The following is a 21,548-nucleotide window of genomic DNA, read 5'->3' as shown; positions in this document are numbered from 1 at the left end:
GGTGAAGGAATTCATTCCGTCGAAATCGAAACACTCATTATCCGATCATATCAAGGAGGAATGAGCATGAGCCTTGGAATTGACATGAATGTCAAAGAATCTGTGCTTTGTATTCGATTAACAGGCGAACTCGATCACCATACGGCTGAAACCCTGAAGCAAAAAGTGACTCAATCATTGGAGAAGGATGATATTCGCCATATCGTGCTGAACTTGGAGGACCTTTCCTTTATGGACAGCTCGGGGCTTGGCGTTATTTTAGGAAGATACAAGCAAATTAAGCAAATTGGCGGGGAAATGGTCGTTTGCGCTATCTCTCCTGCGGTGAAGCGATTGTTTGATATGTCGGGTCTGTTTAAAATTATCCGATTTGAACAATCTGAACAGCAGGCGCTCCTGACACTGGGGGTGGCATCATGAAAAATGAAATGCACATTGAGTTTTCTGCCCTCAGTCAGAATGAATCGTTCGCCCGTGTGACAGTTGCTTCATTTATAGCTCAGCTGGACCCGACAATGGATGAACTGACTGAAATCAAAACAGTCGTGTCAGAGGCTGTCACGAATGCGATTATCCATGGATATGAAGAGAACTGTGAAGGGAAAGTTTACATTTCAGTGACGCTGGAAGATCATGTCGTATATATGACTATTCGTGATGAAGGCTTAGGCATTACAGATCTTGAAGAAGCCCGTCAGCCTCTATTTACGACTAAGCCTGAGCTTGAGCGCTCTGGAATGGGCTTTACCATTATGGAAAATTTCATGGATGATGTCAGTATCGATTCATCGCCTGAAATGGGAACAACGATTCGCTTAACAAAGCACTTATCAAAAAGCAAAGCGCTTTGTAATTAAGGAGATTTGTTATGGATGTGGAGGTTAAGAAAAACGGCAAAAACGCTCAGCTGAAGGATCATGTAGTAAAGGAATTAATCAAACAAAGCCAAAATGGCGACCAGCAGGCAAGAGACCTCCTCATAGAAAAAAACATGCGTCTTGTTTGGTCTGTCGTACAGCGGTTTTTAAACAGAGGATATGAGCCTGACGATCTCTTCCAGATCGGCTGCATCGGGCTGTTAAAATCTGTTGACAAATTTGATTTAACCTATGATGTGCGTTTTTCAACGTATGCAGTGCCGATGATTATCGGAGAAATCCAGCGGTTTATCCGTGATGACGGAACCGTAAAAGTATCAAGGTCATTAAAAGAGCTCGGAAACAAAATCCGGCGGGCGAAGGATGAGCTTTCGAAAACACTGGGCAGAGTGCCGACGGTGCAGGAGATCGCTGACCATTTGGAGATTGAAGCTGAGGATGTTGTACTGGCCCAAGAGGCGGTAAGGGCTCCATCTTCGATTCACGAAACCGTTTATGAAAATGACGGAGATCCGATTACCCTGCTTGATCAAATCGCTGACAACTCAGAAGAAAAATGGTTTGACAAAATTGCGCTGAAAGAAGCAATCAGCGATTTGGAGGAAAGGGAAAAACTAATCGTCTATCTCAGATATTATAAAGACCAGACACAGTCCGAGGTGGCTGAGCGGCTCGGGATCTCTCAGGTTCAGGTTTCCAGGCTTGAAAAGAAAATATTAAAACAGATCAAGGTTCAAATGGATCATACGGATGGCTAGTCTGCAGTGCAGGCTAGCTTTTTTGTGTGCAAAAGCGTGGTAATTTATGGTCTTTTCGAGCGGATGAATGAGAACAAAATCGAACCACATACTACATATATAACCACCGAAAGATGGTGATCAATGATGGAACGACGAATATTTATCCGGCTTCGCCACCGGGTGCTGGCACATCCAGGGGATATTATTACCGTTGGAGATGCCGCACAAATAGAAGGGCAGCTTCAGCTGAAAAAGAAACTTTCGGCTATGCCGCTTTATCAGGTGAGCGAAAAAGATAAAAATATCGTAATTCTGGATATCATACAAGTCCTCAGAGCCATTCATTTACAAGATCCGACACTTGATGTTCAAACCGTAGGCGGAGCAGAAACCATTGTTGAAATTCAGTATCGAAAGCGAAATTTATCAACGGTTCTATTTATCGGTGTCTGGCTGCTTCTGTTTATTGGATCGTGTCTTGCCATCATGAACTTTCATGAGGATGTAAGCATGAGAGATGTTCATATCGCACTATATGAAATCATAACCGGAGAGAGGAATGACTATCCATATTTGCTTCAAATCCCATACAGCATCGGTTTGGGATTGGGGATGATTGTGTTTTTTAACCACATATTTAAAAAGCGCCTAAATGAAGAGCCCAGCCCGCTGGAGGTTGAGATGTTTAACTATCAGCTTGATCTCGATCAATATGTGGCCATGCATGAGAATCAAGAAACCATAAAGGATCTGCATGATCGTTAGTGTATTGTTCATTATTTTTGTCGGGCTCGGCGGAGGCATAACGGTGGGGGCGGGTTTCGTTGCTTTTTTAACTGTAATGGGAATCATTCCGAGGCTGATGCAGCTCACCAAAACAATGAGATTTGTTCAGGCTTATGAAGCGGCTGTTATTCTTGGCGCGGTTTGCGGGGGATGGGAGACGCTTCATATGAATCATCTTTATCTAACAAAATGGATAGCTGTGCCGGTCGGGCTTCTGGCAGGTTTGTTCGTCGGGATGCTAGCGGCTGCTCTTACAGAGGTTTTAAATGTCCTGCCGATTTTGGCGAAACGAATCGGGCTCAGAAGTAAAATCATTATTTTATTAATGGCCATCGTGATTGGGAAAATCGCGGGATCTTTATTTCACTGGCTGTACTTTATTGACCATTCATAAGGAGGTTTCAAGATGACAAACATAAAAGAAAATTACAAATCAAAAGTGAAAACATATCAGCCTAAGCCGCCTTACGTCTGGAACTGTGTAAAAGCCTTTTTAGTGGGCGGGCTGATTTGTGCAATTGGGCAAGGTCTGCAAAATTTTTATATCCATTTTTTTGATTTCAATGAAAAAACTGCGGGGAATCCAACAGCTGCAACGCTGATACTAATTTCTGCCCTGCTTACAGGGTTCGGCATCTATGACAGAATCGGACAATTCGCAGGAGCAGGTTCAGCCGTACCTGTCACAGGTTTTGCCAACAGTATGGCAAGCGCGGCTCTTGAATATAAAAGCGAAGGATTAGTGCTTGGAGTAGCGACAAATATGTTTAAACTGGCAGGAAATGTTATTGTTTTCGGAGTTGTAGCTGCATACATCGTTGGAATGATTCGGTTTGCTTTTGAGAAACTGATGTCATAGGAGGAGAAGAAAATGAAATTAACAGGAAAGCAAACCTGGGTATTTGAACATCCCATATTTGTCAACTCAGCGGGAACGGCAGCAGGACCAAAGGAAAAAGACGGACCGCTCGGCTCTTTATTTGATAAAACCTATGACGAAATGCATTGTAATCAAAAAAGCTGGGAAATGGCGGAACGGCAGCTGATGGAAGACGCTGTTAATGTTGCGCTTCAAAAAAACAATCTGACAAAAGATGATATTGACCTATTGCTGGCAGGCGACTTGCTGAACCAAAACGTGACGGCTAACTATGTGGCAAGACACTTGAAAATTCCATTTCTTTGTATGTTTGGCGCCTGTTCAACATCAATGGAAACAGTGGCTGTCGCATCAGCCTTAGTTGATGGCGGGTTTGCCAAAAGGGCACTCGCTGCCACTAGCAGTCACAATGCAACTGCGGAAAGACAGTTTCGCTATCCGACAGAATACGGAGGGCAAAAACCGGACACTGCTACCTCCACTGTAACCGGAAGCGGTGCAGTTGTCATCAGTCAGACACCGGGTGATATCCAAATCACAAGTGCGACTGTCGGAAAGGTTTCTGATTTAGGAATTACAGATCCTTTTGATATGGGATCGGCTATGGCTCCGGCTGCAGCTGATACGATTAAGCAGCACTTTAAAGATCTCAACCGGACAGCGGATGACTATGATCTAATCCTGACAGGTGACCTGTCAGGCGTCGGTTCTCCAATCGTAAAAGACATTTTAAAAGAAGATGGATATCCAGTCGGCACAAAGCATGATGATTGCGGGCTTCTGATTTACACTCCGGATCAGCAGGTCTTTGCCGGGGGGAGCGGCTGTGCTTGTTCAGCGGTTGTCACCTACTCTCATATTTTTAAGCAGCTGAGAGAAGGAAAATTAAACCGTGTATTTGTCGTGGCGACCGGGGCGCTATTAAGCCCGACGATGATCCAGCAAAAAGAAACCATCCCGACTATCGCCCACGGGGTTGTATTTGAGCGTGCAGGAGGTGCATCTTAACATGGACTACCTTTTGGCTTTTGTCTGCGGCGGGGCCATTTGTATCGTCGGCCAGCTGCTCTTGGATATTTTTAAATTGACGCCAGCTCATGTCATGACATCATTTGTTGTAATCGGCGCAATATTAGATGGTTTCGGCATTTACGATAAATTTATTGAATTTGCCGGAGGAGGCGCCACCGTTCCGATCGTCAGCTTCGGTCACAGTCTTCTGCACGGTGCCATGCATCAGGCGCATATACACGGATTTATCGGAATCGGCATGGGGATTTTTGAGCTGACCTCGGCCGGTATCTCAGCCGCTATTCTCTTCGCCTTTATCGTAGCTGTTATTTTCAAACCGAAAGGATAATGCCGACATGACGACAAAACGCAAGGTCATACTGGTAACAGACGGGGATGTTTATGCCGCTAAAACAATTGAATACGCCGCAAGCAAAGTGGGAGGTCGATGTATTTCACAATCAAAAGGGAATCCTTCCACCCGCAGCGGCGCCGAGCTTGTCAAGCTGATCGCCTCAGCACCGTATGATCCTGTATTTGTCATGTTTGACGACTCCGGCCTTCAAGGAGAGGGTCCGGGAGAAGCCGCTCTAACCTATGTCGCAACCCATCCGTCTATTGAAGTGCTCGGTGTGATTGCGGTCGCGTCAAAAACACATCAGGCTGAATGGACCAGGGTCGATGTAAGCATTGACCGCAATGGAGAAATAACTGAATACGGCGTCGATAAAGTCGGGGAAAGAGAATTTGATGACCACAGAATGAGTGGAGATACAGTCTATTGCCTTGATAAACTTGATCTCCCGCTTATTGTCGGTATCGGGGATATCGGCAAAATGGGCAGAAAAGACGATATCTCAAAAGGGTCGCCAATCACCATGAAAGCGGTCGAGTTTATTTTAGAAAGGAGCGGGTATCATGCCGGACCACAAGGAAGAGAAAATTCGGGTTTATCGGAATCCAGCTAAAAATGAAGAGTATTTCAAAAACCGTGTCGGGATGGGGACGAGCTATGATGTAGGTGTTCGCAAGCTCACGATTTTAGATAAAGAGATCCAGCTTTACTATCTAAATGGATTATGCGATACAGCCTATATTATTCATTTAATGAGAGAGCTTGTTGCCATTAACAATCGGAAAGAAGACCCTGATGAGCTGGTCGACATCGTCGAAAACAGGCTGCTTAACGCCCAGGTCGAAAAAGTAAAAACCTTGGATGAAACCACCGACCAAGTGCTGTCCGGGCTCGTCGCGGTCATTGTTGAAGGTGCAGGCTTCGCATTTATAATTGACGTCAGAAGCTATCCGGGCAGAAACCCGGAAGAACCTGATACGGAAAAGGTAGTCAGGGGAGCCAGAGACGGATTTGTTGAAAATATCGTCGTCAATACGGCCCTTCTCAGAAGGCGGATCAGAGACGAACGCCTTCGAGTCAAGATGACTAAAGTTGGTGAGCGGTCAAAGACGGATTTAAGCATTTGTTATATAGAAGATATAGCTGATCCGGATCTGGTTGAGATCGTAGAAAAAGAAATTGCATCCATTGATGTCGATGGATTAACAATGGCAGACAAAACTGTCGAGGAATTCATTGTGAATCAAAGCTATAATCCTTTTCCGCTCGTGCGCTATACAGAAAGACCGGATGTGGCCGCAAATCATGTTCTAGAAGGCCATGTTATCATTATAGTGGACACATCGCCGAGTGTAATCATTACCCCGACGACTTTATTTCACCATGTACAGCATGCTGAAGAATATAGGCAGGCGCCTTCAGTCGGGACCTTTTTAAGATGGGTAAGATTTTTCGGTATTCTTGCTTCTACTTTATTTCTTCCGATCTGGTTTCTCTTTGTGCTTCAGCCTGATCTGCTCCCGGACAACATGAAATTTATTGGTTTAAATAAAGATACGCATATCCCGATCATCCTGCAGATATTTTTAGCTGACTTAGGAATCGAGTTTCTCAGAATGGCTGCCATTCACACCCCGACGGCTTTATCGACAGCAATGGGTTTAATTGCCGCTGTTCTGATCGGGCAGATTGCGATTGAAGTCGGCCTTTTTTCTCCTGAGGTGATTCTGTACGTCTCACTTGCGGCGATTGGAACCTTTACGACGCCTAGTTATGAATTAAGCTTGGCAAACAAAATGAGCCGTCTTGTCCTCATGATACTCGTTGCCTTATTTCATATAAAAGGGCTCGTCATCGGGTTTACAGTGCTAATTATTGCCATGGCAAGCATCAAATCCCTTCAGACACCGTACTTATGGCCATTGATTCCTTTTAACGGAAAGGCGCTGTGGCAGGTTCTTGTCCGCACAGCGAAACCTGGCGCAAAAGTAAGACCCAGTATCGTTCACCCCAAAAATCGCTTAAGGCAGCCTACCAATTCATAATCGCATTGAAACTGACTGAAGAGTATGATAATGTATGTCTTAATTATGAAGGGACAGTCCATAAAACTGTCCTTTCATCCATAAGCGGAGAAAGAGGGAATGACATTGTTCTTACACGGCACAAGCAGACAAAATCAACATGGTCATTTAGAAATCGGAGGTGTGGATGCTCTCTATTTAGCGGAGAAATATGGTACACCTCTTTACGTATATGATGTGGCTTTAATACGTGAGCGTGCTAAAAGCTTTAAGCAGGCGTTTATTTCTGCAGGGCTAAAAGCACAGGTGGCATATGCGAGCAAAGCATTCTCATCAGTCGCAATGATTCAGCTCGCTGAGGAAGAGGGACTTTCTTTAGATGTCGTATCCGGAGGAGAGCTATATACGGCTGTTGCGGCAGGCTTTCCGGCGGAACGCATTCACTTTCATGGGAACAATAAGAGCAGGGAAGAACTGCGCATGGCGCTTGAGCACCGCATCGGCTGCATTGTGGTGGATAATTTCTATGAAATTGCGCTTCTTGAAGACCTATGTAAAGAAACGGGTCACTCCATCGATGTTCTTCTTCGGATCACGCCCGGAGTAGAAGCGCATACGCATGACTACATTACAACGGGCCAGGAAGATTCAAAGTTTGGTTTCGATCTTCATAACGGACAAACTGAACGGGCCATTGAACAAGTATTACAATCGAAACACATTCAGCTGCTGGGTGTCCATTGCCATATCGGCTCGCAAATTTTTGATACGGCCGGTTTTGTGTTAGCGGCGGAAAAAATCTTCAAAAAACTAGACGAGTGGAGAGATTCATATTCATTTGTATCCAAGGTGTTGAATCTTGGAGGAGGTTTCGGCATTCGTTATACGGAAGATGATGAACCGCTTCATGCCACTGAATACGTTGAAAAAATTATCGAAGCTGTGAAAGAAAATGCTTCCCGTTACGGTTTTGACATCCCGGAAATTTGGATCGAACCGGGCCGTTCTCTCGTGGGAGACGCAGGCACAACTCTTTATACGGTTGGCTCTCAAAAAGAAGTGCCGGGTGTCCGCCAATATGTGGCTGTAGACGGAGGCATGAACGACAATATTCGACCTGCGCTTTACCAAGCTAAATATGAAGCTGCGGCAGCCAACAGGATCGGAGAAGCGCATGACAAAACGGTATCAATTGCCGGAAAGTGCTGTGAAAGCGGAGATATGCTGATTTGGGATATTGATCTGCCGGAAGTAAAAGAAGGCGATCTTCTTGCCGTTTTTTGTACAGGCGCTTATGGATACAGCATGGCCAACAATTATAACCGTATTCCGAGACCCGCCGTTGTATTTGTCGAAAACGGTGAGGCTCATTTAGTCGTGAAGCGAGAAACATACGAAGATATTGTAAAACTTGATCTGCCATTTAAAACGGGTGTAAAGCAATAAAAGAAAGCGCCGATTTTTCGGCGCTTTTCCTATTTGAATATAGATACAATCGCATTCCAGATAGATACGAAGAAATCAATGACTTTCTGGATGAAGTTTTTGCCTTCATCTGATTCTATGAATTTCGTAATCTTATCTTTCGCTTTATCTAGCTGGTCACTGACCTGTCCCCAGTCAATGTCAGCGTTTTTCATCTTATTGAATAGGGAGACAAGCTGATTCTTTTGGCTGTCTGTAAGTGTGACGTTTAAATCAGAAGCTGCGTCGTCAACTTGTTTTTCGATGTCAGCTTTATTATCAGGCACCCCGTTTTTAGCAAACTCTTCTTTGATTTTTGCAATCAGGGCTGCCGCATTTTCGTTACCGATTTTGTCTCCAAGCTCTGATGTCGTGACAAGCTCTTGGTTGGCGACCTGCTTAACATCCTCCGAGATCGCTTCGTCAGAAGAAACTTCATACGCCTTTATCAATCCAGTTAAAGCCGCAGTCCCGGATACTTCAAACGGTGCTGTAACATACACCTTCGCATCTTTAACACCGGCTGTCATCAGTGCATTCAGGTACATTTCATCCGTGATGCCGCTGATATTATGGGTCTCAACATTCAATCCGGAGCCTTTTTTGGCAATGGTGATTGAGGATGAAGAAATCGCTCTCGATCCGATTTGTGCGTTCGATATATATTTTCCTAAATATTCATGTTCTTCCTTATTGGTCACGGTTACCGTTGTGGCATTATCAGGGACATTCATTTCATCAAGCACTTTTTGTTTGTCGGATTCTGACAAATCAGCACCAAGTGTTACAATGACATCTCCAACTGCGGCATCCGCGAGACTGACCTTCGGAACCGTCAGCAGCAAAACGGCCGCTGCCAGCATTCCAATCCAAATTTTCTTCAAAGCAGTTTGACCTCCTTCAATTTCACAAGCAGCTGGATAGTGCTGCTTTGTGAGGACCTGAATCATGAAAAATACAGTTCCGTTAGGTTAGACGGAGATAAAGAGATTCAGGTTTCATTTTTATTTTTTAGTAAAGCCGGGAGATTCGTTTTCCCCCGAAAGGTGTGGTATAATAGCCGCGACAAGGAGAGACAGGCTATAACCTATCATACATAATCTCCTTTGAAAATTAAAATAAAGAAAGTAGGCATACAATTGAAAACAGGTTACTTTTTATTAGAAGACGGGAACAAAATTGAATTTGAACTTTATCCTGAAGCTGCACCTGGAACTGTTGCAAACTTTGAAAAGCTTGCGAACGAAGGCTTTTATGACGGGCTTACATTCCACCGAGTGATCCCTGGCTTCGTCAGCCAAGGCGGATGCCCGCACGGAACTGGTACTGGCGGCCCGGGATACACAATCAAATGTGAAACAGAAGGAAACCCGCATACACATGAGGCGGGCGCACTTTCTATGGCACATGCCGGAAAAGACACTGGCGGCAGCCAATTTTTCATCGTTCATGAGCCACAGCCTCATTTGAACGGGGTTCACACTGTATTCGGTAAAGTAACAAGCGGATTAGAATTCGCGAAAAACATGTCTAACGGCGATGTCATGAAAGAAGTTCGCGTAGAAGGCTAATCGGCAGGCAAAAGGCTTCCTCTTAAAGAGGAAGCTTTTTTTATTGGCCAAAAATGTTCAATAAAAAACCGCCGAATGCTGATGGCGGTTGGTAAACCGGGTTTTTAAGGAAGGAGATTTCTCAATCCCCAAATAAATACATTAAAAAGTTTTGGTGACGTTTTGATCAGTAAATTGATGATTAATCATTTTAGCCTTGCTTACAAAGTTATTTTCAAAGACAATTCCTGTGTTTAAACCTCCGGAGCCAAACACAGATTTGGACAAAGTTAAAGGCCTGATCATAAAAGCGCCGCCTACGTTAATTACACTGTTCCCGGAAACGTTGTTTATATTAATAGGATAATCAATCATACTATCAAGTCTCCTTTCATATCATTCTATTTTTTATATGTATTAGTGCTAGAGTTGATTAGCGTAAACTTAATGGCAAAAATATTTAGGAGATGCCTGTTCATTGGGGTTGGTATTTTGTGGTAAAATAAATCAAATAAACGTGATGTAATGAAAAGGAGATCGCGATATGGACAACAAAGGCTGTATAAAATGCGGCAGTACTGAAGCCGGACAAAAAGAAATAGCCACAACCGGTACGGGATTATCAAAGCTGTTTGACGTGCAGCATAACCGATTTCTAGTGGTTTACTGTAAGAACTGCAGATATTCAGAGTTTTATAATAAAGAGTCTTCAACTGCCGGGAATATATTGGATTTATTTTTTGGAGGCTGATCCATGTTTTCGAGCTTGAATGATTTTAAACATATTATGAAAGCAAAAAACGGGGTGCGATTATCACCTGTGAAATAGGTTGCCGCAAACATTCCAGTAACCTTCATGACGTGAATTGTTTTGTCAAGTGCCATGGGTATCATGGACTGGGAGATCAATGGAATGCAGTAAATGAACAAACTGTTCGTAACCTCATGCCTTATATACGATCTAAAGATTTAGCATATGAGAACTCTCTTTCTTCTGAGTCCATCGCTTCTGAATTATGCGATTCATTTCCTTCAATATTTGCAGGCCTGGTTATGATCGACAAGAAAAAAATAGGCATGATGTGGGAAGAAGATGAAGATTAACAGTTTGTAAAATCACTTCAATGGTCCTAATGGGATTTTTTTTTGATTCGTGATAACATAAATTGAAGACCGTTGTTTATTGGAGGAAATCAGTTGAAATCAGAAAATGTTTCGAAGAAAAAAACAATATTAGAATGGGCAAAAGCAATTGTGATTGCTGTCGTTCTTGCTTTGCTCATTCGCAACTTTATTTTTGCGCCGTATGTCGTTGATGGTGACTCTATGTATCCTACACTTCACAACCGTGAAAGGGTCTTTGTTAATATGACAGTCAAATACATCGGCGAGTTTGATAGAGGAGACATCGTCGTGTTAAACGGAGATGATGTTCACTATGTCAAACGTATTATTGGCCTTCCCGGCGATACGGTTGAGATGAAAAATGACCAGCTCTATATCAACGGGAAAAAGGTGGACGAACCTTATTTGGCGGCTAATAAAAAGAGAGCGAAACAGGACGGTTTTGACCATTTGACCGATGATTTCGGTCCGGTTAAAGTGCCTGATAACAAGTATTTTGTGATGGGTGACAACCGTCGGAATTCCATGGACAGCCGTAACGGACTTGGCCTCTTCACGAAAAAACAAATTGCGGGTACGTCAAAGTTTGTTTTCTACCCGTTTAACGAAATGCGCAAAACAAATTAGGATCAAGCAGTTTCCCATTGGGGCTGCTTTTTTTATATCTTTTTTACGGTCATCCCCTAAAAACAGAACATAAATTCGTATATCTATAGAAAAGAAATTTTTGCAGAAATGTGAAACATATTCCCGTTATGCATCGTTATATTAATAATTTACGAGAATTTACGGTTTTTTATTCATGAAAAAAAGGAATAACTCATATGAATGAATAGATTCATATTGGCTGGAGGTTTAGAAATGGGAAGAATAAAAACCAAGATTACCATTCTGTTAGTGCTTTTGCTTTTACTTGCAGGCGGTTATATGTACATAAATGATGTTGAGCTGAAGGATGTTCCGACAGCAATTGGACAAACCTTGTCCTCGGAAGAAGAGGAATACACCATCCAGGAATATAAAGTGACGAAAATTGACGGCTCAGAGTATCATGGAGTAGCAGAAAACGGAACGAAAATCATCTTCAACGGAAAAAAATTAAATCAGGATTTATCTGATATAAAAGAAGGTGACAAGATTAAGGCATACTTCAGCAAATCAAAGCGGATCGACGGATTAATCAAGGTTGCAAAAGTGAATGATTAACAAAACATCACCTTTCGGATCGAAGGGTGATGTTTTGTTTTTCTCAAATTGTAAGTTTATTTCATTGCGTACTTTAAAAAGGATCGCTATAATAGCCAATAAGGACAAATGAATAAAGATTGTATCCTTCGGGGCAGGGTGGAAATCCCGACCGGCGGTAGTAAAGCACATTTGCTTTAGAGCCCGTGACCCGTGTGCATAAGCACGCGGTGGATTCAGTTTAAGCTGAAGCCGACAGTGAAAGTCTGGATGGGAGAAGGATGATGAACCGCTATGCAAATGGTTCAAAAATGCATAGTGTTATTTCCTATTGCGTAAAATACCTAAAGCCCCGAATTTTTTATAAATTCGGGGCTTTTTTGACGGTAAATAACAAAAGAGGGGAGGAACCAAATGGAAGAGTATTATATGAAGCTGGCATTAGATCTTGCGAAGCAGGGCGAAGGACAGACCGAATCCAATCCGCTCGTCGGTGCTGTTGTCGTAAAGGACGGACAAATTGTCGGAATGGGCGCCCATTTAAAATATGGTGAAGCTCATGCAGAAGTTCATGCCATCCATATGGCTGGAGCACATGCAGAGGGTGCCGACATTTACGTTACACTCGAACCGTGCAGCCATTACGGAAAAACACCGCCATGTGCAGAATTGATTATCAACTCTGGCATCAAAAGAGTGTTCGTGGCGATGAGAGATCCTAATCCGCTTGTGGCTGGAAGAGGGATCAGCATGATGAAAGAAGCCGGCATTGAGGTAAGGGAAGGCATCCTGGCAGACCAGGCGGAGAGGCTGAATGAAAAATTTCTGCACTTTATGAGGACAGGCCTTCCGTACGTCACGCTAAAAGCGGCTGCCAGCCTTGACGGCAAGATAGCTACCAGCACGGGTGACAGCAAATGGATCACGTCAGAGGCTGCAAGACAGGATGCTCAGCAATACAGGAAAACACATCAATGCATTTTAGTCGGAGTTGGCACAGTGAAAGCCGACAATCCGAGCTTAACCTGCAGACTGCCGAATGTAACAAAACAGCCGGTTCGGGTCATACTTGATACCGTACTCTCGATTCCTGAGGACGCTAAAGTGATTTGCGATCAAATAGCGCCGACATGGATTTTTACTACGGCACGCGCAGACGAGGAAAAGAAAAAACGGCTTTCAGCTTTCGGAGTGAACATATTTACACTTGAAACCGAGCGCATTCAAATTCCCGATGTTTTGAAGATCCTAGCGGAAGAAGGCATCATGTCGGTGTATGTGGAAGGCGGTTCAGCTGTTCACGGAAGCTTTGTCAAAGAAGGCTGTTTTCAAGAAATCATCTTCTATTTTGCCCCTAAACTAATCGGAGGAACGCATGCTCCCAGCTTAATCTCCGGTGAAGGTTTTCAATCAATGAAAGATGTCCCCTTATTACAATTCACTGATATAACCCAAATCGGCCGTGATATCAAACTGACGGCAAAACCGACAAAGGAATAGGATGGTGACCATGTTTACAGGAATTATCGAAGAAACAGGCACAATCGAATCCATGAAAAAAGCAGGGCATTCAATGGCCTTAACAATTAAATGCTCAAAGATTTTAGAGGATGTTCATCTTGGCGACAGCATTGCAGTGAACGGCATTTGTCTAACTGTCACTGATTTTACAAAAAATCAATTCACAGTGGATGTTATGCCTGAAACAGTCAAAGCTACGTCTCTGAATGATTTAACAAAAGGAAGCAAAGTAAATCTGGAAAGAGCGATGGCGGCAAACGGCCGTTTCGGAGGCCATTTCGTCTCAGGCCATGTCGACGGAACTGCGGAAATCACACGAATTGAAGAGAAAAGCAACGCAGTTTACTATGATTTAAAAATGGACCCGTCATTAACAAAAACATTGGTTTTAAAGGGATCAATTACTGTGGATGGCGTGAGCTTAACCATATTCGGCCTGACAGATGATACTGTGACGATTTCTTTAATCCCGCACACCATCAGCGAAACAATTTTTTCCGAAAAAACGATCGGCTCTAAAGTGAATATCGAATGCGATATGATCGGAAAATATATGTATCGATTTTTGCATAAAGCCAATGAAAATAAGACCCAACAAACCATAACAAAAGCCTTCTTAAGCGAAAACGGCTTTTAGAGAGGAAGATTTGCATGTTTCATCCGATAGAAGAAGCACTGGACGCTTTAAAAAAAGGCGAAGTCATCATCGTTGTAGATGATGAAGACAGAGAAAATGAAGGAGACTTTGTGGCTCTTGCCGAGCATGCAACGCCGGAAGTCATTAACTTTATGGCGACACATGGGAGAGGACTGATCTGCACGCCGCTCAGTGAGGAAATCGCAGACAGGCTTGATCTTCACCCTATGGTTGAGCATAATACAGATTCTCACCACACTGCATTTACCGTAAGCATAGACCATCGTGAAACGAAAACAGGTATCAGCGCTCAAGAAAGATCTTTTACCGTTCAAGCATTGCTGGACAGCACATCCGTGCCATCTGATTTTCAGCGTCCGGGGCACATTTTTCCGCTGATTGCGAAAAAAGGAGGTGTCCTGAAAAGAGCGGGCCATACAGAAGCTGCTGTTGATCTTGCTGAAGCCTGCGGATCTCCAGGAGCCGGCGTCATTTGTGAAATTATGAATGAAGACGGAACGATGGCGAGAGTGCCTGAGCTCATTGAAATTGCGAAAAAGCATCAATTAAAAATGATCACCATTAAGGATTTGATTCAATACCGTTACAATCTGACAACACTTGTCGAGCGTGAAGTTGACATTACGCTGCCTACTGATTTTGGGACATTTAAGGTTTATGGATACACAAATGAGGTAGATGGAAAAGAGCATGTCGCATTTGTGATGGGAGAGGTGCCGTTCGGAGAAGAACCGGTATTGGTCCGGGTGCATTCAGAATGTCTCACAGGTGACGTGTTTGGCTCTCATCGCTGTGACTGCGGACCGCAGCTGCACGCCGCGCTGAACCAAATTGCCGCAGAAGGCCGTGGAGTTCTCCTTTACTTGCGCCAAGAAGGACGAGGCATCGGTTTAATCAATAAATTAAAAGCTTATAAGCTTCAGGAACAAGGTTATGACACCGTAGAAGCCAATGAGGCGCTTGGATTCTTGCCGGATCTTCGCAACTATGGCATCGGAGCACAAATTTTACGCGATCTCGGTGTCCGGAATATGAAGCTTTTGACGAATAATCCGCGAAAAATCGCAGGCCTTGAAGGCTACGGACTCAGTATTTCAGAAAGAGTGCCGCTTCAAATGGAGGCGAAAGAACACAATAAAAAATACTTGCAAACCAAAATGAACAAGCTAGGTCATTTACTTCATTTCTAATCACAAATATCACAAAAAAGGATGGGAATCATATGAATATCATACAAGGAAATTTAGTTGGTACAGGTCTTAAAATCGGAATTGTAGTAGGAAGATTTAATGATTTTATTACGAGCAAGCTGCTGAGCGGAGCAGAAGATGCGCTGCTCAGACATGGCGTAGACACAAATGATATTGATGTGGCTTGGGTTCCAGGCGCATTTGAAATACCGTTTGCTGCGAAAAAAATGGCGGAAACAAAAAAATATGATGCTATTATCACATTGGGCACTGTCATCAGAGGCGCGACGACACATTACGATTATGTCTGCAATGAAGCTGCAAAAGGCATCGCGCAAGCAGCAAATACTACTGGTGTACCTGTCATCTTTGGAATTGTAACAACTGAAAACATCGAACAGGCTATCGAGCGTGCCGGCACAAAAGCGGGCAACAAAGGTGTAGATTGTGCTGTTTCTGCCATTGAAATGGCAAATTTAAACCGCTCATTTGAATAATTTGCTGAAAACAGTTTAAAAATATGGCGAAAATGATATAATGTGAGAAAACGGATCACCTATTCGTATCCGTTAATAGCAGACTGGACATTTTGGATATAGAGGGGTTTTTATGTTAATTCGTTATAAAAAATCGTTTGAAAAGATTGCGATGGGGCTTCTTTCGTTTATGCCGAATGAAAAAGACCTTAAGCAGCTTCAGCAGACAATTAAGGACTACGAAACGGATACAGACCGCCAGCTCTTTCTTTGGAAAGAGGACGAGGATATCGTCGGAGCAATCGGAGTCGAAAAAAAGGATTCTGAGGTTGAGATCCGGCATATCAGTGTGAATCCTTCTCATCGCCATCAAGGAATCGGAAAACAGATGATGGATGCTTTAAAGCATTTATTCAAAACGCAAGTACTGGTTCCAAATGAATTAACGCAGAGCTTTTTCGAACGTTGTCAAGGTCAGCAGGATCAAGACATTTCATACAATAATTAAGCAGAGGCTGTGATCAGTCTCTGCTTTTTTTTCTGCGTTCTATTTCTTTTTCACGTTCACGGATGACGTCAGTCCGATCCCGTAAACGGTGTTTGTCGATAAGAAATATGTTGCTGAGTGCACTGGGCTGCCCCCATGTATACTTTTTTTTTCCTGCATTCGATCCTGCATGCTTCCTCCAGTTTCTCATCTTTGATTGGCAGCATAATGCTTTTATAGGCAGAGCCCGTTTCGATTTGTTCGTAAACCGATTGCATAAGTTCGAGCAAACGGCCATGATCGAGCCCTAAGTCTTCGACTGCCCGGTGTTCTGCTTGAAGAATCCGGATGCTGTTCGCCATCAGTCTTTTTGCCCCAGCTGTATTCTGTCTTCTGTGATGATATAAAGCAACTGCAAGCTGAATAAAGCCCACCCAATAGCGTTTTCGTTTCTTTGGCGGATCTTCCTTCCAAAATTCTTCTAATATTTCATGGCATTCAAAATAATCTCGTGTCGCGTGAAACTCAACGAGATAATCTATATAAGCTTTCGGATACAAGGTGTTTCCTCCTTTAATGTGCTTTTAGTGTACCATAGAAGGGATAAAAGGAAAAAAGAACGCACGGCCTCTATTGCTTCTTAGAAAGGAAAACCAGAAGCTAAGGCTTTTTCTCCCGCTTCTGCGCTCCGAGCAAACACCTCTCGTGTTTTGAATATTCTGTACCAACTTGTTCAAAACAGGAAATGAAATAGTATTGGACGAGAGCTTTTTGGTGGCTTATACTATAGGGTAGCCAGTTTTTCCGGCAATGAGAGTGATACTTGAAAATGGTGAGATGATGGAAGAATATCAAGTGAAAATTGATACGTTTGAGGGCCCATTGGACCTGCTGCTTCATTTAATCAATCGTCTTGAAATTGACATATATGATATACCTGTGGCGAAGATCACTGAACAATATTTATTATATGTACATACGATGCGTGTGCTTGAGCTCGATATTGCCAGCGAGTATTTGGTTATGGCTGCCACGCTGCTCAGCATTAAAAGCAGAATGCTGCTCCCGAAGCAAGAGGAGGAGCTTTTTGAAGATGAATTACTTGAAGAAGAAGATCCGCGGGAGGAACTGATTGAAAAGCTGATTGAGTATCGAAAATATAAAGATGCGGCGAAGGATTTAAAAGAACGGGAAGAAGAAAGACAAAAATCGTTCACGAAACCGCCGAGTGATTTGAGTGAATATGCAAAAGAAGTAAAACAGTCTAAGCAAAAGCTCTCTGTCACGGTCTATGATATGATCGGAGCTTTTCAAAAAGTGCTGAAACGCAAAAAAATTAACAGGCCGATGGAAACAACAATTACAAGACAGGACATACCAATCGAAGCCAGAATGAACGAAATCGTGCACAGCTTGAAATCTAGAGGAACGAGAATCAACTTTATGGATCTGTTTCCATATGAGCAAAAAGAACATTTAGTAGTGACCTTTCTAGCTGTTCTCGAGCTGATGAAAAATCAGCTGGTCCTCATTGAACAGGAGCACAATTTTTCAGATATTTACATTACGGGGAGTGAATCCATTCATGGGGCTTGATATCGTGAATTGGAAAGCTATTGTGGAAGCCCTTCTTTATGCGGCAGGCGATGAAGGGCTTACAAAAAAGCAGCTGTTAACAGTGCTTGAAATCGAAGAGCCTGAACTGAACACGATCATGGCGGATGTGGCGGACGAATACCGCGGAGATACACGAGGGATTGAACTTATTGAGTATGCAGATACGTACATGCTCTCTACCAAAAAAGACTTTGCGCCTTACTTGAAAAAACTGATTGAAGTGCCGTCAAAGGGCCTTTCTCAAGCATCTTTAGAAGTACTGGCCATTGTTTCATACAAACAGCCAATTACGAGAGCAGAAATTGAAGAAATCAGAGGAGTAAAATCAGAGCGGATTTTACACAGTCTTGTCGCGAAGGCGCTATTGTGTGAAGTAGGGCGTGCCGATGGTCCGGGGCGGGCCATTTTATACGGTACTACGCCGACTTTTCTTGAACAATTCGGTCTGAAAACGCTGGACGAGCTTCCGCCGCTGCCTGAAAATGCGGAAGAAGACGTTCTTCAAGAAGAAGCAGATTTATTTTTTGAAAACTTTAACCAAACCTTCGAAGATATAAAATAGAAGTTTAATGAATCGCGCTTTTTCATCATCATAAGATATAAGGAAGAAGCTATCATGAAAGAAGCAAAATGTGAGAGACAAAGACATGAGGGGAAGATACCAAACGAAATGGGACATTCGATTGTGCGAGCGCAGACTCAAAAAACAGGCGAATTCTTATCAATGGTTGTCAATACCGTGAACGATTACCTAAATCAAACGACGCTTGAGTCCTTACAGGCTGAATTGCCTATTGAAAAAGGATACTGCTGTGATGTGCTGAGCACTCTGAGAAGAATGGCAGTATTTTGTGAAGGAGGCGCAGAAGCGTGCCGCCGTCTCCTGATGCAGGAGCCTTTTCAGGAAGCCAGAGCGGAAAAAACACTTTATAATGTGTATCACCAATGCATTGAAGAGTTCTTTATGCCGAAAAAAGACACGTGGTGTGAAAATAGCCGGGCGTCTTATACAGGGGTCAGCGCAATTGAGTTTTATCATGCTGTTCCTGCGTCGCTTGAGCAATTATTATTGCCGTTGAGCGCTGCCTTTCTGAAAATGAGGGAAGAGCTGGCTCATTACGAAGCGTCCGGATCAAGCATGGCGCCAATCAGATAACGTTTACTCTCCCTTTTTCAGGGAGAGTTTTTTTATGTTTGCTTCCAGAAATATAATTGTTATTCATAACTGATGGACATGCGCATAAACTTGTACAAACCACCACAAGGACGTGAGCAAACATGCGCATTTTCAAAAAAGCAGTATTCGTGATCATGATTTCTTTTCTTATTGCAACCGTAAATGTGAATACAGCACATGCTGCTATAGATGTCAGTGCAAAAAGCGCGATCATTATTGACGGTGCGTCAGGCAGAGTGTTATATGCCAAGGATGAGCATCAAAAAAGGCGGATCGCGAGCATCACAAAAATTATGACCGCCGTCCTCGCCATCGAATCCGGCAAAATGGATCAAACGGTGACGGTTTCGGCAAATGCTGTCAGAACAGAAGGCTCCGCCATTTATTTAACAGAAGGTCAAAAAGTGAAGCTAAAAGATCTTGTGTATGGCCTGATGCTAAGATCAGGAAACGACGCCGCTGTCGCGATTGCTGAGCATGTCGGTGGGAGCCTCGATGGGTTTGTTTATATGATGAATCAAAAAGCCGAGCAGCTTGGTATGAAAAACACCTGTTTTCAAAACCCGCACGGATTGGACGACCATGAAAATCATTATTCAACAGCCTATGACATGGCCATTTTAACTAAGTATGCTATGAAGCTGAAAGACTATCAAAAGATTTCAGGCACAAAAATATACAAAGCGGAAACGATGGAAAGCGTATGGAAAAACAAAAATAAACTGCTGACCATGCTTTATCCGTACAGCACAGGAGGAAAAACAGGCTATACAAAACTTGCAAAACGGACACTGGTCTCTACGGCTTCAAAGGACGGCATTGACCTGATAGCCGTCACCATTAATGACCCTAATGATTGGGATGACCATATGAAGATGTTTAACTATGTGTTTGAGCATTATCAAACCTATTTAGTTGCAAAAAAAGGGGATATTCCAAAGCTGAAAGGCACATTTTATGAATCGAAGGCTTTTATCAAACGTGATATCACCTATTTGCTGACCGAAGAGGAAAAAGAAGATGTGAAAATTAATACCACACTGCTCAAGCCGAAAAAAGCATGGGAAAAAGATGCCTCGAAAATCCCTGACATCGTAGGGCACATGGAGATCATGTTCAACGATGCAACCATCGCAAAAGTGCCGATCTATTATGAAAATGAGCGGCATCAAAAACCGAAGAAACAATTTTTTGAAACGTTTAAATCAATCTTTCTGAATGCGGCAGGCGGAGCAAAATGGTCAATATAATTTGGGTCAGTTTAACCGTGATCGGACTCGTTTTTGCGATGTGCAACGGAACTCTGCAAGATGTAAATGAAGCCGTGTTTAAGGGTGCGAAAGAAGCGATTACGATCTCATTTGGATTGATGAGCGTGCTTGTTTTCTGGCTTGGCTTAATGAAAATCGCCGAGCAGTCAGGGCTTTTGGATATTTTCAGCCGGATGTGCAGGCCTTTTATATCTAAACTGTTTCCTGATATACCGCCGGATCACCCGGCGATGGGCTATATTTTATCTAATCTTATGGCGAATTTCTTCGGCCTCGGAAATGCAGCAACTCCGCTTGGCATTAAAGCAATGGAACAAATGAAAAAGCTGAACGGAAACCGATCGGAAGCAAGCCGGTCGATGATTACTTTTTTAGCTGTTAATACGTCCTGCATCACACTCATCCCGACAACGGTGATCGCTGTCCGAATGGCTTATTCCTCCAAAACGCCGACAGATATCGTCGGGCCAAGCATTTTGGCAACGCTTATTTCCGGAATCGGTGCCATTATCATTGATCGGTATTTTTATTACCGCCGCAAAAAGAAGGGAAGGTGAGCGGATGGAAATCATCAACTGGCTGTCTTTAGCCATGATTCCAATCATTATTGCCGGAATTCTTCTTTATGGAACGATCAAAAGGGTTCCGACATATGAATCGTTTGTCGAAGGCGGAAAAGAGGGGATAGAAATCGCCTTTTCCATTATCCCCTATTTAGTCGGAATGCTTGTCGCTATAACTGTTTTCAGATCATCAGGCGCGCTTGATTTTATAATGGATCTTTTAAAACCGGCTTTCTCCGCTATCGGCATCCCTGCTGAAGTAGTGCCGCTTGCTCTGATCCGCCCGATCTCCGGTACGGCCGCACTCGGAATGACGACCGATTTAATTGCAGTATACGGGCCCGATTCCTTTATCGGCAGGCTGGCTTCCGTCATGCAGGGATCTACAGATACAACGCTTTACGTACTGACTGTGTATTTCGGAGCAGTCGGCATTAAAAAAATGGGTGATGCATTAAAGGTGGGACTTCTTGCAGATTTAATCGGCGTAGTTGCATCTATCATCATCGTTACGTTATTATTTGGGAGCGCCTGAAAACGGCGTTTTTTTTAGATTTGGCATAGGAATTTGAAAAAGCTTGTTTGTTAAG

General features: G+C 43.3%; 29 protein-coding genes, 1 pseudogene and 1 riboswitch. Of the genes and pseudogenes, 26 read left to right on the top strand and 4 right to left on the bottom strand.

Features of this window, described 5'->3' with window-relative positions:
* Positions 1–66: 66 nt before the first annotated feature.
* The 11 genes from spoIIAA (at position 67) to lysA (ending at position 8,120) form a co-directional block, all read left to right on the top strand.
* Complete coding sequence (spoIIAA, locus tag AC0OMA_RS11835) at positions 67–420, top strand: anti-sigma F factor antagonist (protein ID WP_004398633.1); 354 nt, start codon at positions 67–69, stop codon at positions 418–420.
* A complete protein-coding gene (gene spoIIAB, locus AC0OMA_RS11830) occupies positions 417–857 on the top strand; it encodes an anti-sigma F factor (RefSeq protein WP_014477237.1) in 441 nt (146 codons plus the stop codon). The genes spoIIAA and spoIIAB overlap by 4 nt, the downstream gene beginning before the upstream one ends.
* An 11-nt stretch (positions 858–868) precedes the next feature.
* Positions 869–1,636 carry an RNA polymerase sporulation sigma factor SigF gene (gene sigF, locus AC0OMA_RS11825; protein WP_474222128.1) on the top strand — a complete coding sequence of 256 codons (768 nt, stop codon included), beginning with the start codon at positions 869–871 and terminating at the stop codon, positions 1,634–1,636.
* Between the two features lie 126 nt (positions 1,637–1,762).
* Complete coding sequence (gene spoVAA, locus AC0OMA_RS11820) at positions 1,763–2,383, top strand: stage V sporulation protein SpoVAA (protein ID WP_015714205.1); 621 nt, start codon at positions 1,763–1,765, stop codon at positions 2,381–2,383.
* On the top strand, positions 2,373–2,798 hold the full coding sequence (gene spoVAB, locus AC0OMA_RS11815; protein ID WP_003230463.1) for a stage V sporulation protein SpoVAB: 426 nt from the start codon (positions 2,373–2,375) through the stop codon (positions 2,796–2,798). Before spoVAA ends, spoVAB begins: the two co-directional genes overlap by 11 nt.
* 12 nt (positions 2,799–2,810) lie before the next feature.
* Positions 2,811–3,263: a stage V sporulation protein AC gene (spoVAC, locus tag AC0OMA_RS11810; protein ID WP_003223947.1), complete on the top strand. Its 453-nt coding sequence runs from the start codon at positions 2,811–2,813 to the stop codon at positions 3,261–3,263.
* A gap of 12 nt (positions 3,264–3,275) precedes the next feature.
* A complete protein-coding gene (gene spoVAD / locus AC0OMA_RS11805) occupies positions 3,276–4,292 on the top strand; it encodes a stage V sporulation protein AD (RefSeq protein ID WP_003230465.1) in 1,017 nt (338 codons plus the stop codon).
* A 1-nt stretch (position 4,293) separates the two neighbouring features.
* The gene (spoVAE, locus tag AC0OMA_RS11800; protein ID WP_003230467.1) at positions 4,294–4,644 is read left to right on the top strand and encodes a stage V sporulation protein AE; all 351 of its coding nucleotides are present in this window, start codon (positions 4,294–4,296) and stop codon (positions 4,642–4,644) included.
* A 7-nt stretch (positions 4,645–4,651) separates the two neighbouring features.
* Entirely contained in the window at positions 4,652–5,263 is a 612-nt protein-coding gene (gene spoVAEA, locus AC0OMA_RS11795; protein ID WP_003230469.1) for a stage V sporulation protein SpoVABEA, read from the top strand.
* Positions 5,214–6,695, top strand: coding sequence for a spore germination protein SpoVAF (gene spoVAF, locus AC0OMA_RS11790; protein WP_003230471.1), 1,482 nt, complete (start codon positions 5,214–5,216; stop codon positions 6,693–6,695). The genes spoVAEA and spoVAF overlap by 50 nt, the downstream gene beginning before the upstream one ends.
* Before the next feature lie 105 nt (positions 6,696–6,800).
* Positions 6,801–8,120: a diaminopimelate decarboxylase gene (lysA, locus tag AC0OMA_RS11785; protein WP_181219923.1), complete on the top strand. Its 1,320-nt coding sequence runs from the start codon at positions 6,801–6,803 to the stop codon at positions 8,118–8,120.
* A gap of 29 nt (positions 8,121–8,149) precedes the next feature.
* On the opposite strand, the gene AC0OMA_RS11780 is transcribed toward lysA, so the two are convergent.
* Positions 8,150–9,022, bottom strand: coding sequence for a DUF1002 domain-containing protein (locus AC0OMA_RS11780; RefSeq protein WP_014480169.1), 873 nt, complete (start codon positions 9,020–9,022; stop codon positions 8,150–8,152).
* Positions 9,023–9,277: 255 nt separating this feature from the next.
* Between AC0OMA_RS11780 and AC0OMA_RS11775 the strand changes: the two genes are divergently transcribed.
* The gene (locus AC0OMA_RS11775) at positions 9,278–9,709 is read left to right on the top strand and encodes a peptidylprolyl isomerase (protein ID WP_003223931.1); all 432 of its coding nucleotides are present in this window, start codon (positions 9,278–9,280) and stop codon (positions 9,707–9,709) included.
* Between the two features lie 141 nt (positions 9,710–9,850).
* Here the strand turns inward: AC0OMA_RS11775 and AC0OMA_RS11770 are convergent, their stop codons facing one another.
* Positions 9,851–10,063, bottom strand: coding sequence for a spore germination protein (locus AC0OMA_RS11770; RefSeq protein WP_003230479.1), 213 nt, complete (start codon positions 10,061–10,063; stop codon positions 9,851–9,853).
* Positions 10,064–10,232: 169 nt separating this feature from the next.
* On the opposite strand from AC0OMA_RS11770, the gene AC0OMA_RS11765 reads away from it, so the two are divergent.
* Entirely contained in the window at positions 10,233–10,439 is a 207-nt protein-coding gene (locus AC0OMA_RS11765; RefSeq protein ID WP_015483399.1) for a zinc ribbon domain-containing protein, read from the top strand.
* Here AC0OMA_RS11765 and AC0OMA_RS11760 read toward each other — a convergent pair.
* Positions 10,382–10,618: a hypothetical protein gene (locus AC0OMA_RS11760; RefSeq protein ID WP_069703885.1), complete on the bottom strand. Its 237-nt coding sequence runs from the start codon at positions 10,616–10,618 to the stop codon at positions 10,382–10,384. The genes AC0OMA_RS11765 and AC0OMA_RS11760 overlap by 58 nt on opposite strands.
* A gap of 267 nt (positions 10,619–10,885) precedes the next feature.
* On the opposite strand from AC0OMA_RS11760, the gene sipS reads away from it, so the two are divergent.
* The 7 genes from sipS (at position 10,886) to ribT (ending at position 16,351) form a co-directional block, all read left to right on the top strand.
* Positions 10,886–11,440 carry a signal peptidase I sipS gene (sipS, locus tag AC0OMA_RS11755; RefSeq protein WP_015483398.1) on the top strand — a complete coding sequence of 185 codons (555 nt, stop codon included), beginning with the start codon at positions 10,886–10,888 and terminating at the stop codon, positions 11,438–11,440.
* 234 nt (positions 11,441–11,674) lie between these two features.
* Positions 11,675–12,019, top strand: coding sequence for a hypothetical protein (locus tag AC0OMA_RS11750; RefSeq protein WP_003230488.1), 345 nt, complete (start codon positions 11,675–11,677; stop codon positions 12,017–12,019).
* A gap of 120 nt (positions 12,020–12,139) precedes the next feature.
* Positions 12,140–12,284, top strand: a riboswitch (FMN riboswitch).
* 128 nt (positions 12,285–12,412) lie between these two features.
* Complete coding sequence (gene ribD / locus AC0OMA_RS11745; RefSeq protein WP_015384006.1) at positions 12,413–13,498, top strand: bifunctional diaminohydroxyphosphoribosylaminopyrimidine deaminase/5-amino-6-(5-phosphoribosylamino)uracil reductase RibD; 1,086 nt, start codon at positions 12,413–12,415, stop codon at positions 13,496–13,498.
* Between the two features lie 10 nt (positions 13,499–13,508).
* Positions 13,509–14,156 (top strand): riboflavin synthase subunit alpha, encoded by a 648-nt coding sequence (ribE, locus tag AC0OMA_RS11740; protein ID WP_015483397.1) that lies wholly within the window; start codon positions 13,509–13,511, stop codon positions 14,154–14,156.
* Positions 14,157–14,170: 14 nt separating this feature from the next.
* Entirely contained in the window at positions 14,171–15,367 is a 1,197-nt protein-coding gene (locus AC0OMA_RS11735) for a bifunctional 3,4-dihydroxy-2-butanone-4-phosphate synthase/GTP cyclohydrolase II (RefSeq protein WP_014480160.1), read from the top strand.
* A gap of 32 nt (positions 15,368–15,399) precedes the next feature.
* Positions 15,400–15,864, top strand: a complete 465-nt coding sequence (ribH, locus tag AC0OMA_RS11730) for a 6,7-dimethyl-8-ribityllumazine synthase (RefSeq protein ID WP_003223915.1) — start codon at positions 15,400–15,402, stop codon at positions 15,862–15,864.
* Positions 15,865–15,976: 112 nt separating this feature from the next.
* On the top strand, positions 15,977–16,351 hold the full coding sequence (gene ribT / locus AC0OMA_RS11725) for a GNAT family N-acetyltransferase RibT (protein ID WP_003223910.1): 375 nt from the start codon (positions 15,977–15,979) through the stop codon (positions 16,349–16,351).
* A gap of 13 nt (positions 16,352–16,364) precedes the next feature.
* On the opposite strand, the pseudogene AC0OMA_RS11720 reads toward ribT, so the two are convergent.
* A pseudogene (locus AC0OMA_RS11720) lies at positions 16,365–16,890 on the bottom strand (DUF309 domain-containing protein).
* 280 nt (positions 16,891–17,170) lie between these two features.
* Between AC0OMA_RS11720 and scpA the strand changes: the two are divergent.
* The 6 genes from scpA to spmB all read left to right on the top strand — a co-directional run bounded on the left by scpA (position 17,171) and on the right by spmB (position 21,493).
* Entirely contained in the window at positions 17,171–17,926 is a 756-nt protein-coding gene (gene scpA / locus AC0OMA_RS11715; RefSeq protein ID WP_474222434.1) for a segregation/condensation protein A, read from the top strand.
* The gene (gene scpB / locus AC0OMA_RS11710) at positions 17,916–18,509 is read left to right on the top strand and encodes an SMC-Scp complex subunit ScpB (protein WP_003223904.1); all 594 of its coding nucleotides are present in this window, start codon (positions 17,916–17,918) and stop codon (positions 18,507–18,509) included. Before scpA ends, scpB begins: the two co-directional genes overlap by 11 nt.
* A 54-nt stretch (positions 18,510–18,563) precedes the next feature.
* Entirely contained in the window at positions 18,564–19,103 is a 540-nt protein-coding gene (locus AC0OMA_RS11705) for a YpuI family protein (RefSeq protein ID WP_014477219.1), read from the top strand.
* Between the two features lie 122 nt (positions 19,104–19,225).
* Positions 19,226–20,374, top strand: coding sequence for a D-alanyl-D-alanine carboxypeptidase DacB (gene dacB, locus AC0OMA_RS11700; RefSeq protein WP_474222127.1), 1,149 nt, complete (start codon positions 19,226–19,228; stop codon positions 20,372–20,374).
* Positions 20,362–20,952, top strand: coding sequence for a spore maturation protein SpmA (gene spmA / locus AC0OMA_RS11695; RefSeq protein ID WP_004398980.1), 591 nt, complete (start codon positions 20,362–20,364; stop codon positions 20,950–20,952). Before dacB ends, spmA begins: the two co-directional genes overlap by 13 nt.
* Positions 20,953–20,956: 4 nt before the next feature.
* The gene (spmB, locus tag AC0OMA_RS11690) at positions 20,957–21,493 is read left to right on the top strand and encodes a spore maturation protein SpmB (protein WP_327844536.1); all 537 of its coding nucleotides are present in this window, start codon (positions 20,957–20,959) and stop codon (positions 21,491–21,493) included.
* The last annotated feature ends 55 nt before the right edge of the window (positions 21,494–21,548 follow it).

The sequence above is a fragment of the Bacillus sp. AMCV2 genome, assembly GCF_056033925.1.
Note: the sequence above shows the minus strand (reverse complement) of the source record. Positions and strands in the feature narration are given on the sequence as shown.

Bases quoted from the DNA above. Each gene is read 5' to 3' on its own strand.
- spoIIAA (WP_004398633.1), top strand. From the start codon at position 67: ATGAGCCTTGGAATTGACATGAATGTCAAAGAATCTGTGCTTTGTATT.
- spoIIAB (WP_014477237.1), top strand. From the start codon at position 417: ATGAAAAATGAAATGCACATTGAGTTTTCTGCCCTCAGTCAGAATGAA.
- sigF (WP_474222128.1), top strand. From the start codon at position 869: ATGGATGTGGAGGTTAAGAAAAACGGCAAAAACGCTCAGCTGAAGGAT.
- spoVAA (WP_015714205.1), top strand. From the start codon at position 1,763: ATGGAACGACGAATATTTATCCGGCTTCGCCACCGGGTGCTGGCACAT.
- spoVAB (WP_003230463.1), top strand. From the start codon at position 2,373: ATGATCGTTAGTGTATTGTTCATTATTTTTGTCGGGCTCGGCGGAGGC.
- spoVAC (WP_003223947.1), top strand. From the start codon at position 2,811: ATGACAAACATAAAAGAAAATTACAAATCAAAAGTGAAAACATATCAG.
- spoVAD (WP_003230465.1), top strand. From the start codon at position 3,276: ATGAAATTAACAGGAAAGCAAACCTGGGTATTTGAACATCCCATATTT.
- spoVAE (WP_003230467.1), top strand. From the start codon at position 4,294: ATGGACTACCTTTTGGCTTTTGTCTGCGGCGGGGCCATTTGTATCGTC.
- spoVAEA (WP_003230469.1), top strand. From the start codon at position 4,652: ATGACGACAAAACGCAAGGTCATACTGGTAACAGACGGGGATGTTTAT.
- spoVAF (WP_003230471.1), top strand. From the start codon at position 5,214: ATGCCGGACCACAAGGAAGAGAAAATTCGGGTTTATCGGAATCCAGCT.
- AC0OMA_RS11770 (WP_003230479.1), bottom strand. From the start codon at position 10,063: ATGATTGATTATCCTATTAATATAAACAACGTTTCCGGGAACAGTGTA.
- AC0OMA_RS11765 (WP_015483399.1), top strand. From the start codon at position 10,233: ATGGACAACAAAGGCTGTATAAAATGCGGCAGTACTGAAGCCGGACAA.
- AC0OMA_RS11750 (WP_003230488.1), top strand. From the start codon at position 11,675: ATGGGAAGAATAAAAACCAAGATTACCATTCTGTTAGTGCTTTTGCTT.
- ribD (WP_015384006.1), top strand. From the start codon at position 12,413: ATGGAAGAGTATTATATGAAGCTGGCATTAGATCTTGCGAAGCAGGGC.
- ribE (WP_015483397.1), top strand. From the start codon at position 13,509: ATGTTTACAGGAATTATCGAAGAAACAGGCACAATCGAATCCATGAAA.
- AC0OMA_RS11735 (WP_014480160.1), top strand. From the start codon at position 14,171: ATGTTTCATCCGATAGAAGAAGCACTGGACGCTTTAAAAAAAGGCGAA.
- ribH (WP_003223915.1), top strand. From the start codon at position 15,400: ATGAATATCATACAAGGAAATTTAGTTGGTACAGGTCTTAAAATCGGA.
- ribT (WP_003223910.1), top strand. From the start codon at position 15,977: ATGTTAATTCGTTATAAAAAATCGTTTGAAAAGATTGCGATGGGGCTT.
- scpA (WP_474222434.1), top strand. From the start codon at position 17,171: ATGGAAGAATATCAAGTGAAAATTGATACGTTTGAGGGCCCATTGGAC.
- scpB (WP_003223904.1), top strand. From the start codon at position 17,916: ATGGGGCTTGATATCGTGAATTGGAAAGCTATTGTGGAAGCCCTTCTT.
- AC0OMA_RS11705 (WP_014477219.1), top strand. From the start codon at position 18,564: ATGAAAGAAGCAAAATGTGAGAGACAAAGACATGAGGGGAAGATACCA.
- dacB (WP_474222127.1), top strand. From the start codon at position 19,226: ATGCGCATTTTCAAAAAAGCAGTATTCGTGATCATGATTTCTTTTCTT.
- spmA (WP_004398980.1), top strand. From the start codon at position 20,362: ATGGTCAATATAATTTGGGTCAGTTTAACCGTGATCGGACTCGTTTTT.
- spmB (WP_327844536.1), top strand. From the start codon at position 20,957: ATGGAAATCATCAACTGGCTGTCTTTAGCCATGATTCCAATCATTATT.